This window comes from Candidatus Angelobacter sp., assembly GCA_035607015.1.
Classification (GTDB): Bacteria; Verrucomicrobiota; Verrucomicrobiia; order Limisphaerales; family AV2; genus AV2.
In genome coordinates, this window is record DATNDF010000244.1 from 1 (window position 1) to 11,161 (window position 11,161).

Annotated in this window: 10 protein-coding genes; 7 read left to right on the forward strand and 3 right to left on the reverse strand. The window is 60.1% G+C overall.

Annotation, left to right across the window (positions count from 1 at the left end):
• The 4 genes from VN887_09945 to VN887_09960 all read left to right on the forward strand — a co-directional run.
• On the forward strand, nucleotides 1–1,798 hold a 1,798-nt coding region (locus tag VN887_09945; protein HXT40333.1), incomplete at its 5' end, for a DUF1592 domain-containing protein.
• Between the two features lie 325 nt (nucleotides 1,799–2,123).
• Nucleotides 2,124–3,458: a DUF1552 domain-containing protein gene (locus VN887_09950; protein ID HXT40334.1), complete on the forward strand. Its 1,335-nt coding sequence runs from the start codon at nucleotides 2,124–2,126 to the stop codon at nucleotides 3,456–3,458.
• 23 nt (nucleotides 3,459–3,481) lie between these two features.
• On the forward strand, nucleotides 3,482–3,940 hold the full coding sequence (locus VN887_09955) for a hypothetical protein (protein HXT40335.1): 459 nt from the start codon (nucleotides 3,482–3,484) through the stop codon (nucleotides 3,938–3,940).
• Between the two features lie 4 nt (nucleotides 3,941–3,944).
• Nucleotides 3,945–5,471, forward strand: coding sequence for an ankyrin repeat domain-containing protein (locus tag VN887_09960; GenBank protein ID HXT40336.1), 1,527 nt, complete (start codon nucleotides 3,945–3,947; stop codon nucleotides 5,469–5,471).
• 11 nt (nucleotides 5,472–5,482) lie between these two features.
• Here VN887_09960 and VN887_09965 read toward each other — a convergent pair whose 3' ends face one another.
• Nucleotides 5,483–6,631, reverse strand: a complete 1,149-nt coding sequence (locus VN887_09965; GenBank protein HXT40337.1) for an alpha/beta hydrolase-fold protein — start codon at nucleotides 6,629–6,631, stop codon at nucleotides 5,483–5,485.
• A gap of 148 nt (nucleotides 6,632–6,779) precedes the next feature.
• Here VN887_09965 and VN887_09970 point away from each other — a divergent pair, with 148 nt between their 5' ends.
• Nucleotides 6,780–7,232: a hypothetical protein gene (locus tag VN887_09970; GenBank protein ID HXT40338.1), complete on the forward strand. Its 453-nt coding sequence runs from the start codon at nucleotides 6,780–6,782 to the stop codon at nucleotides 7,230–7,232.
• Between the two features lie 27 nt (nucleotides 7,233–7,259).
• On the opposite strand, the gene VN887_09975 is transcribed toward VN887_09970, so the two are convergent.
• Nucleotides 7,260–8,279: a hypothetical protein gene (locus VN887_09975; protein ID HXT40339.1), complete on the reverse strand. Its 1,020-nt coding sequence runs from the start codon at nucleotides 8,277–8,279 to the stop codon at nucleotides 7,260–7,262.
• Between the two features lie 2 nt (nucleotides 8,280–8,281).
• The gene (locus VN887_09980; GenBank protein ID HXT40340.1) at nucleotides 8,282–9,301 is read right to left on the reverse strand and encodes a hypothetical protein; all 1,020 of its coding nucleotides are present in this window, start codon (nucleotides 9,299–9,301) and stop codon (nucleotides 8,282–8,284) included.
• 90 nt (nucleotides 9,302–9,391) lie between these two features.
• Between VN887_09980 and VN887_09985 the strand changes: the two genes are divergently transcribed.
• Entirely contained in the window at nucleotides 9,392–10,150 is a 759-nt protein-coding gene (locus VN887_09985) for a ThuA domain-containing protein (protein HXT40341.1), read from the forward strand.
• Nucleotides 10,151–10,205: 55 nt separating this feature from the next.
• Complete coding sequence (locus tag VN887_09990) at nucleotides 10,206–10,973, forward strand: nitrilase-related carbon-nitrogen hydrolase (GenBank protein HXT40342.1); 768 nt, start codon at nucleotides 10,206–10,208, stop codon at nucleotides 10,971–10,973.
• The last annotated feature ends 188 nt before the right edge of the window (nucleotides 10,974–11,161 follow it).

Sequence of the window (11,161 nt, forward strand, 5' to 3'; positions counted from 1 at the left end):
GCTCGCGATCGGAGCGCCGCGCCGTTCGCCCGGCGGCGACACGTTCCGAATCCCGGCGGACGTGACGCAAGAGGAGCGCGTCGAGGGGCTGCCGATCGGGACCCGCGGCGGCACGTTGATTCCTTACACGTTTCCGCGGGATGGCGAATACGAAATCCAGATCCGATTGACGCGGGATCGGAACGACGAAGTCGAGGGCTTGCACGAGTCCCATGAGGTCGTCGTGCTGCTCGACCGCGAGCGCGTGGCGTCGTTCACGGTCGCGCCGCCGAAGGACAGGAATTTCGACAAGGTGGACCAGCATTTGAAGGCGCGCATTCCGGCGAAGGCCGGCCCGCATCAACTCGGGATCACGTTCGTGAAGAATCCGTCGGAGTTGCTGCAAACGAAACGCCAGCCTTATCAGGCGCACTTCAATCTGCACCGGCATCCGCGCATCGGCCCGGCCATCTACCAGGTTTCGATCAACGGCCCCTACGAGTCCACGGGACCGGGAGACACGCCGAGCAGGCGGCGGATTTTCGTTTCCAGGCCGGCAAAACCGGAGGAAGAGGAACCCTGCGCAAAGCAAATCCTGTCCACGCTGATGCGCCGCGCCTACCGTCGGCCGGTGACCGACGCCGATCTGGGAAAGCCCCTGGAATTTTATCGGAAGACGCGGGCGAAAGAAGGCTTCGAAGCCGGAATCGAGACGGCCTTGAGCGCGGTGCTCGCGAGTCCGGAGTTCCTGTTCCGTGTCGAACAGGACCCTGCCGGTTTGCCGGCGCACACTGCGTACCGGCTCGGCGACCTCGAACTCGCGTCGCGCCTCTCCTTTTTTCTGTGGAGCAGCATCCCGGATGATGAACTGCTCGATACGGCGATTCGCGGCGAGTTGCACAAGCCGAAGGTGCTGGAGAAGCAGGTGCGACGCATGTTGGCGGACGATCGTTCGCGAAATCTGGTGAACAATTTCGCCGAGCAATGGCTTTACTTGCGCAATCTGGAATCGTTGACGCCGGACCTGCGCCTGTTCCCCGACTTCGATGACAATCTGCGCCAGGCGTTCCGCCAGGAAACCGAACTCTTTTTTGAAAGCGTGATGCGCGAGGACCGCAGCGTGCTCGACCTGCTGAAGGCGGACTACACGTATTTGAACGAACGTCTCGCGAAACACTACGGAATCCAGAATGTCTATGGCAGCCGCTTTCGTCGCGTCGCGCTGGAGAAGGACAGCGAACGCGGCGGCCTGCTGCGGCAGGGCAGCATTCTGACCGTGACGTCCTATGCCACGCGCACCTCGCCGGTGATTCGCGGCAAATGGATTCTCACCAACATTCTTGGGACCCCGCCGCCACCGCCGCTGCCGAACGTGCCCGCGCTGAAGGACAACACGATCTCGGCGACGCTTTCGGTGCGCGAGCGGCTGGCCGAACATCGCGCGAACGCGCAGTGCGCGAGCTGCCATAACCTGATGGACCCGGCCGGCTTTGCGCTGGAGAATTTTGACGCGGTCGGTCGCTGGCGGACGTTTGAAGAAGGCCGGCCGATCGACGCCTCGGGCGGCCTCCCCGATGGCAGCAAGTTCACCGGCGTGTCCGGACTCGAACAAGGTTTGCTGCATCGCCCGGAGATTTTTGTCGGGACTCTGACGGAAAAACTTCTGACCTTCGCGCTGGGTCGCGGCGTCGAATACTACGACGCCCCGGCGGTCCGCCGGATTGTGCGCCAGGCGAAAGCAGATGACTTTCGCTTTTCATCGATTATCCTTGGAATTGTGAACAGCACGCCGTTTACGATGAGGAGGACTTCACCGTGAGTCGCCTCACATCAGCAGCGGACCTTAGTCGCGATGGCGTACGAGCGTTCCAGGTGGAACAGGCCGCCGGTCCATTATGCCGGGCTACCAGCACGGCAGCCGGGCGCGTTCGGCGACCATTACCATTGTGTCGTCCCGGCTGCTCACGCACTCAGATCGACGGCAAGTTGCCGCCGAAGACGGCCAAGTTGGCCGTTCCACCCGGACCAAAGACACTGCCATTGCTGAAACTGAACGCTTCGAGTGGTGTTACGCATCCGAGAATCGATTTCACAACCGCTCGCAAATCCAACCAAACCCCAACCATGAGGTCAGTATGAGTTTCATCACGAAAACAGCCATGCCCCGCCGCACGTTTCTGCGCGGCATGGGACTTACCCTGGGACTGCCGTTGCTCGAAGCGATGGTTCCGGCGGCAACTCCTTTGGTCAAAACCGCGGCCAACCCGGTGCGCCGGCTGGGCTTCGTCTTCATGCCAATGGGCTGCGACATCACGCGCTGGACTCCGTCCGGCGAAAAGCTGGACGCGCTTACGCCGATTCTCAGTTCGCTGGAGCCGGTCAAGGAACACGTCACCGCGATCACGAATCTCGAATTGCAGAACGCCTACCCCGGCAGCCACGCCACGTCCAATTCGGCGTTCCTGAGCGCGGCCAAGGCAAAGTTGACCGAGAGCACCGATTATTATCTGGGAACCACCGTCGATCAGATCGCCGCCCAGCACATCGGCCAGGAGACGCAGTTGCCCTCACTGGAACTGGCGATGGATTTGATGCAAGTGGTCGGTCAGTGCGACAACGGTTACGCCTGCGTTTATCAGAATAATCTTTCGTGGTCGTCACCGACGACGCCGCTGCCGGCGGAGGCGCATCCGCGGATTGTTTTTGAAAACCTGTTCGGCGAGGGTGGAAGCGTCGCCGAACGCCGCGCCGCGCTCCAAAAAAAGGCGAGCCTCCTCGACTGGTTCAACGAAGACATCGCCCGCCTTCAACACAGGCTGGGGCCGGACGATCGCGCCAGGGTGAGTCAATATCTCGACAGCGTCCGCGAAGTCGAGCGTCGGATTCAGAAGGCCGAGGCCGACGCCGCGGACAATCCGCTGCCGGACCTGGACCGGCCGGTGGGCGTGCCGGCCGCCTACGCCGATCACGCGCGATTGATGTTCGATTTGCAATTGCTGGCGTTGCAGGGCGACGTGACGCGCATCATCACCTTCCAGCTCGCGCGCGAAACGAGCAATCGCACCTACCCGGAGATCGGGGTGCCCGATCCGCACCATCCGCTCTCGCACCACGGCAACGACCCGGACAAGATCGCGCGCATGGCGAAGATCAACGCGTTCCACGTGTCGCTGTTCGCGGAGTTTCTCGGGAAACTGAAGGCGACGCCGGAAGGGAATGGCACGTTGCTCGATCATTCGCTTTATCTTTACGGCAGCGGCATTGGCAATCCCAACGTGCATGACCACACAAACCTGCCGATCCTGGTCGCCGGCGGCACCGCGGTCGGAATGAAAGGCAACCGCCATATCAGGTATGAAAAGCCGAAGCCCCTGGCCAATCTCCACCTGACGCTCCTCGACAAAGTGGGCGTGCACCTCGACAAGTTTGCCGACAGCAACGGGAAGGTGGATGAGCTGTTTGAGCCGCTGGCGGTTTGAACGGACGATTAACCCGGACATCCATGCATGCAGTGCTCAGGTCTAATTCAGGCGAAGCCGAGATCGGCATCCAGTTTGGAGCTGCCACGGAGTACGCCCACGATCCTGGATTCGAGTCGCGCCTTGAGCTAAAAGGATGTCATTGGGATGGCGATCATACGTTCCCATTTTCAACCACGATAGATGGCCTTTGGCTGAGGGCCGACGATCTCGAAGCACTCCGTGATCACATCGCAAAATGGGTCAGTCTCCCAATGAATGAGTTGGTCTCGGATGGACTGACGAGATGTTTTCAGTTGGCGCGTCTGCCGGGTCAGCGCCTTTCGGTGCAATTCGGGCCGCGCTCGGATCTCGTTTCAGGCCCGAACCCGGTCGTTTCGATTGTTTTCTCTGCAGGCAAGCTTAGCGGTGAGTTTCACTTTGTGACGGATCAGTCCTGCCTCAACCTGTTTGCGCACGAATTGCAAGCGTCATTGCTTTGAGCACATGAAACAATCCCTTAGACGTCTGCTTTTGGCGATTCTGCCGCTGGCGGTCACCTCATCAGCACTCGGCGCTGATTCCCGCTTGGCCGACGCCGCCGAGAAATCAGATCGCGCAGCCATCCGCACGCTCCTTAAACAACACGTCGATGCGAACGCGCCCCAGGCGGACGGCATGACGGCGTTGCATTGGGCGGCGTACAAAGACGATCTCGAAACGGCGAAGTTGCTGTTGAAAGCGGGTGCCGACGCGAAGGCGACGAACGGTTACGGCATCACCGCCCTCTCGATGGCTTGCGTGAACGGAGACACCGAATTGGTGGAGTCGCTGCTTGCGGCCGGCGCGGACCCGAACACCGCTCTACACGGCGGTGAAACCGTGCTGATGACCGCCGCGCGCACCGGCAAGCCCGGGCCGGTCAAAGCGCTGCTTAAGCGCGGCGCAGACGTGAGCGCGAAGGAACGTCGCGGACAAACGGCGCTCATGTGGGCCGCCTCAGAAGGTCATACCGAAGTCGTCGAACTGCTGCTCAAAGCCGGCGCGGACATCCACGCGACGCTGCCGGACTCCGGTTTCACTCCCTTTTTCTTCGCCGTGCGCGAAGGTCGGACCGGTGTCGTTCGCGCCTTGTTGAAGGCGGGCGCGGACGTGAACGAAACGATGCAGCCGAAGAAACCAAACGGCAAGGGTCCAAGGAAAGGAACCAGCGCGTTGATCCTGGCGGTCGAGAACGGTCACTTCGAGCTGGCGGTCGAGTTGCTCGAAGCAGGCGCGGATCCGAACGATCAGCGTTCGGGTTTCACCGCGCTTCACGCGCTGACCTGGGTCCGCAAACCGAATCGCGGCGATGGCGACGACGGGGACCCGCCTCCCATTGGGTCCGGAAATCTCAGCAGTCTTCAGTTCGTGAAGGAACTCGTGAAACGCGGTGGGGATGTAAATGCGCGCCTGAAGACCGGCAGAGGCGGACCAGGTCTTTACACGAAACTCGGCGCCACACCTTTTTTAATGGCGGCCGGGACCGATGATGTCGCGCTCATGCGTCTGCTGGTCGAGTTGGGTGCCGACCCATTGCTGGGGAACGCGGACAACTGCACGCCGCTAATCGCCGCGTGCGGAGTCGGGATCGGCGGAGCGGAGGCGGATGAAGTCGCCGGAACAGAGCCGGAAGTGCTCGAAACGGTGCAACTGCTTTTGAAACTCGGCGCGGATGTCAATGCGGTCGATGGCAACGGGGAAACGGCCATGCACGGCGCGGCCTACAAAAACATGCCGAAGGCGATTCAGTTCCTTGCCGATCATGGCACGAAAATCGAAGTCTGGAACAAAAAGAACAAATGGGGTTGGACGCCATTATTGATCGCGGAAGGCCATCGTCCAGGAAACTTCAAACCTTCGGCCGAAACCATCGCCGCGCTCCATCGCGTGATGCTGGCCGCAGGCGTAACGCCGCCCGCGGATTCGAAACCGGTCACTGCCGAGGCGCGCCAGGATTATCCCGCCGACACAGCGAAGAAGCCCGCGCGTTGACGTGTGTTGACCTACTGAAACAACTGCGGCGCGAATTCGTTGAGGTAATTGCGCCAGTTAATCCACGTGTGCGCGCCTTCGGTCTCCTTGAATTGCACATCGAAACCATGCTTCTTGAACATCTCGACCGTCGCCCGTGAAGTGGCGATCAGGAAATCGTCCTTCCCGGTGGCGAACCAGAACAGTTTGAGTCCCTTCTTCAATTTTGCGTCGTCAAGGATCGCCTTGTGCTGTTCCTCGAAGCTCGGACCTTGTGGCGCGCCGCCCGGTCCGCCGCCGGTAATTCCAAAAATCCCCGAACTGTAAACGCCGAGATAAGCGAACTTGTCGAGATGAGGAATTCCGATGTTCAGCGTCTGTCCGCCTCCCATCGAAAGTCCGGCAATAGCGCGATGCTGCCGATCGGTGTAAACCCGATAGTGCTTCTCCACGTGCGGCATGATGTCGCTCACAAAATCCTGCGCGAACTCGTCAACCGTGGACCGCGGCCCGCCGAACCGGAACGCGCTGGTGTGCCCGGCAGGCATCACGACCACCATGGGCTTGGCCTTCCCCGCGGCGATGAGATTGTCGAGAATGAAGCCCGCGCGGCCGACCGAGGTCCAGGCTTCATCACAATCACCGGCTCCGTGCAACAGGTAGAAGACGGGGAACTTGCCCTTGCCCGATTCGTATCCGGGCGGCGTGTAAACGTGCATCCGTCGAAACCTCTTCAACGCCGTCGAGTAATAGGTCACGGCGGAAACCGCCCCGTGGGGAACATCCTTCGTGTCCATGAAGTCTGCGCCCGGCACATGCACCAGACTCCAGATGTTGTTGTTGGATTCGCTGATGTTGGAACTGCGCGGATCAATCACTGAAACGCCGTCCACGTTGAAGTTGTATCGGTAGGCGCCCGGCTCGATGGGGCCAAGCGTGACTTCCCAGACGCCGTTGGTTCCTTTCGTCATGGCAGCGCCCTGGCCGTTGCCCGGAATATCGCCGCCGCTGAGTCGCACGGCCTCCGCCTTCGGGGCAAGGATGCGAAACGTGACGCGCCGGTCGGCAGAGACCTCGGGTGACACTACCTGCGGGCCCTGGGGGCCGCCGCGCTGCGCCTTTGCGGAGAAAGGGGCCGTGAGCATTGCCAGCATCGCAACCGCAAGGACGGAAACGTTCATTCTTTGGGTATTCATGGTTACGATAGCGACAATCGCCGTGTCTCCGCGGTTACACAAAAACCTGAACCAACCAAGCGAGAGCATTTCAAGGAGGTTCCCGTCCAACCCTGCCTGCAATGACCATATGACCCCTGAGAAAGGACCCATTATGAAATTGCGAGCAAAATGGATGGCTTTCCTGTGCGCGACTCTCGTGCCGGTTGCAGCGTTCGCCTTGAGCCGCCCCATCGGGCGGGACATCGAGTTACCCAAGGACTACGACCCGGGGAAAGCAGAGGCGATCCGGAAAGTCGTCCGGGATGAAAAATTCCGGTTCGTTGACGGAATAGTCAGTTACTGGCCGCCGGACTGGGGCACGCGGTTGAGTTTTGAAGGCGACGCCGCGTCGCTCAACGAATTCTTCGCCGAACTGCGCAGGCTCGACGGAATCGGCCTTCGCCTGATTCTCTATCGGGGCCGGAACGACGAGCTCCGCCGTGACAGCGCCTGGCAACTCGATTATTCACACGCGCGACCGGACCAACTGACCCTTTACCTCAATCTCAATTCAACCAATCTCGATTTCTACAAGGTCACGTTTCCGGAATGGCCGGCGAAATAAGCCATGCCGCCCGCGCCCGCTGCGCCGTCAATCACGAGCGTTGTCGAGCCCCAGACGGACAATTCGCGCGATCAATTGCGGATAGGGGAGGTTTGCCTTGAGGGCGGACTGCGCAAAGTCCTCGTCTTCGGCAAGGATGGGATTCGGGTTGGCTTCGATGAAATAGACCTCGTTGTTAGGAGTAAGGCGGAGGTCGAGGCGCGCATAGCCGTCGATGGTGAGCAGATGGTAGATCCGTTTGCAGATCTGTTCGATGCGGACGGCAACGGTGGAATCAATGTCTTCGGCAAAACGGTTTTGCAGTCCCCACCGCCTGCGGTACTCCTCATCCCACTTCGCCTTGTAGGTGGCGATCTTCGGCTCGTCAGGCGGCACCTCCTTGAATACGAGTTCGCGGATGGGAAGAGCCTGGAGCCGGTGGTTGCCGAGAATGCTGACGTACAGCTCGCGGCCTTCGATGTATTCCTCGGCGATGGCGTCATTGTCGTATTTCTCGTGAATGAACTGCACGCGCTCCTTGAATTGCTCGTCCGTCTCGACGAAGGACGCCTGCGAAATTCCGTAAGAAGCCTCCTCCTTCAACGGTTTCACCAGGATGGGAAACCTGAGCCGTTTGGGGCGCGCAAAACGTTTGCCGCGCGCGAGGGTCACGAAATCCGGTGTGTGGATGCGATGGTAACTGAGGATCTTCTTGGAAATGCCCTTGTGCTTGCAGAGCGTGAGCCCGGTGGAGCCGCAGCCCGTGAACGGCAGACCCTGCATTTCGAGAAACGATGCAATGTTCTGGTCGAACGCGCGGTTGTTCTTGAACTGGTCGGCGAGGTTGAAGATGAGGTCCGGCTCGAAGCTCTGCAGTTTCTGCCGCACCAGATCGAGATCATCGAAGATGGCAAGATGCCCGGTGGTGTGACCGAGTTCGGCCAGCGCCTTCAGGACGTTCGCCTCCGTCTTCCAATCCTCGGTCTTGAGTTCCGCGCTCAGGTCCTGATCGACGGCAGTCGGTGCGATGGCGTCAAACAACGCGAGAACTTTGAGCTTCTTTTTCACGGTTACTTGGTGCGCTTGAATTTGCCGGTGAACAGATAGTTCATCACCAGCGTGGTGGCGTAGGCGGACACCTGCAGGTTCTGCTGGAGATCGTCGTTTTTGACATGAAGGTCGAGCTGATCGCAACGATCAATCAGCCGCACCAGCAGCTTGTTGACGCGATATTTCTTTTCGTTGGTCCACTGACAGACTGAGTCCATCAACTGCCGGCGATGCCGGCGCAACCACGCGGACGCCTTCAGGCGGCCCGCGACGTCGGGCCCGGCGGCAAAAAGTTGTTTCAGGTCGTTGTCGTAGAAATCAGGATAGGAGTCCTCGTACTGTTTGCGTTTTCGCGCGTAGTAGGTTTTGAGTTTGATGTTGAGACAGTCGTGGTCCGCCACGCGGTAGCCGGGCTGATGAACGGGAGATTTGCCGGCAAGCGAGCGCATCAACTCGTCGAGATATTCCAGCTTCTGCAATGCCTTCCAGCCCTTGTAACGCCCGCGCCAGTCGAGTTCCGGCGTAAGCCAGACGGCGAAAGTCTCGGCGAAATCCTCGTCAGGATGGCTTTGCGCGTACCAATCGTCCAGATGCACAACGTAGGAACGGCTGTAAGGACGCGGTCGGTAGAATTCCGGCGTTTCCTCCGCGGATGTCAGGCCAAACGCGCGCTGCCATTTTTTTTTGCGGAAGAGTTGGTAGGCGTAGGCGTAGGCATGGGCGGCTTCGTGCCGGATCAGTTTCATGAACCAGTCCGGGGTTTCCCCTTCGACTTCCAGCATCATGCTGCGCTCGAGGTTCCTGAGGCGGTCGTGCGCGAGAAAAAATGGAACGAAGATCGCCGGGATGCCGACCGGCACAAACCATTCGTCACCCACGTGGCAAGGCGGGTGGAAAATAAGGCCTTTCTGCGAAAGCTCGCCGTAAAGCCGTTGAATGAGCGGTTGGAGTTCCGTGCCGTCGAGCTTCAGTCCAAGTTGGGAGATTCTCTTCTCCAGCAACTCGTCGTCGCTGAGGCAGACCCAGTCCGCGGCTTCCATGAAACAAACCGTATCACGCGGGCCGCGGCGCGGGCAAGCCCGTCACGGGATTTTGCTTGCCCGCGGACGAAGCCCACCCATCCTGTCGCCGTGAACGCGCGTATCGCCGTGCTTTGCCTGTTCCTTGCGGGAATGGTCAGGGACAGTCTGGCGGAAGTGTTGATCGTGGCCGACGAATTTCCAGCCATGGAAGTGGTCGCCGCGCGGTTGAAAAGCGAGGAGCACATCGACAGCAGGTTGGTGAGTCAGACCGGGCTTCCGACACTTTTGACGCCGTTCGAGGCGGTGGTCGTTTATATCCACGGCGCGCTTTCGGAGACGGCCGAAGATGCATTCATAGGCTACGCGAACGCCGGAGGAAACCTCGTGCTGCTGCATCATTCCATCAGCTCCGGCAAACGGAGCAACCGGCGCTGGTTTTCGTTTCTGGGCGTCGCGCTGCCCGAAGGCGGCCTCGACCGGGGCGGATACAAGTGGATCGAACCGGCCGCGTTCGATCTGGTGAATCTGGCCCCGGCGCATTTTATCATGACGAACCGCGTCACCTATCCGTTGAACGTTTCCTATACGAGCACGAACACGCCGGGCGTCAGCAGCCTGCCCGCGTTCCGGCTGGAACATTCCGAGGTTTACTTGAACCATGTCCTGGCCGGCCCGCGCACCGTGCTGATGGGACTCAAATACCGGGATGAAAAAACCGGCGTGGTTTACGTGCAGGACGACGCCGGCTGGACAAAACCGGCCGGGAAGGGCCGGATCGTCTATCTGATGCCGGGCCATCGCAAAGAGGACTTCGAAAACCCTGCTTACGCGAGGATCGTCCTGAACGCCGTGATCTACCGCCCGTGAAACCGCGCTATAATGACGACTCGCGCCGGACGCGGGACCTGACCATCCTTCCACTGTGAACGTCATCGCACTCCAATTCGACATCGCCTGGGAAAACAAGGCAGCGAACTTCGACAAGGTTCGCCGTCTGCTGGCGAAAGCGGCGCCCGAAAAGGATTCACTCGCTGTGCTGCCCGAAATGTTTGCCACCGGATTCACCATGAACACTGGTGCGATGGCCGAAGCGTATGGCGAAGAAACGGAACAGTTTCTCGCGACCACGGCAAAGGAGTTCGGCGTCTGCCTCATCGGCGGCGCGCCGATGCGGGGTCGCGATGGCAAGGCGCGCAACAAATCGCTGGCGTTTTCACCGACGGGCGAGTTGCTGGCGTTTTACGCCAAGATGCGCCCGTTCACGCCCGGTGGTGAATCGAAGGCCTACGCCGCGGGCGAACGGCCGACGGTGTTTGACTGGCAGGGATGGAAGGTTGCCATGTTCGTCTGTTACGACCTGCGGTTCCCCGAGATTTTTCGCGAGGCAACGGCCTCGCATCAGCCGCATCTGTTCACGGTCATTGCCAACTGGCCGGTGAAACGCACCCACCACTGGACGCGACTGCTCCAGGCCCGCGCCATCGAGAACCAGGCTTATGTCGTCGGCGTGAATCGCGCCGGGACCGACCCGCAATACGTTTACAATGGACGCTCGGCGATTGTGGATTACCACGGTGAGATTCTGGCGGACGCCGCGGATCGCGAGGATTGCATCAGCAGTCGACTGGATTTCGACGCGCTGGAGAAGTATCGGACCGACGTGCCGTTTCTGGCCGACTTGCGGTGGTGAGCGTTGAGCGAAGGCGGTGATCGGGCGAGAGCACCGCCTTGCCAAATTCACCAAAGCCCGGTCAAAGAATCGATCCGGTTAGTCCGCACGAACAGGCCTCTGCCCGCACTTGACTCTTCAACATCCGAGGGGTTGTTGCTAGCGCGAAGGGCGCTCGGTAAAAGCGTTGCGGAATTGTTGCCGGGCAG

Coding starts and splice junctions, on each gene's coding strand:
- VN887_09955 (HXT40335.1), top strand. CDS start 3,482: ATGCATGCAGTGCTCAGGTCTAATTCAGGCGAAGCCGAGATCGGCATC.
- VN887_09960 (HXT40336.1), top strand. CDS start 3,945: ATGAAACAATCCCTTAGACGTCTGCTTTTGGCGATTCTGCCGCTGGCG.
- VN887_09965 (HXT40337.1), bottom strand. CDS start 6,631: ATGAACGTTTCCGTCCTTGCGGTTGCGATGCTGGCAATGCTCACGGCC.
- VN887_09970 (HXT40338.1), top strand. CDS start 6,780: ATGAAATTGCGAGCAAAATGGATGGCTTTCCTGTGCGCGACTCTCGTG.
- VN887_09980 (HXT40340.1), bottom strand. CDS start 9,301: ATGGAAGCCGCGGACTGGGTCTGCCTCAGCGACGACGAGTTGCTGGAG.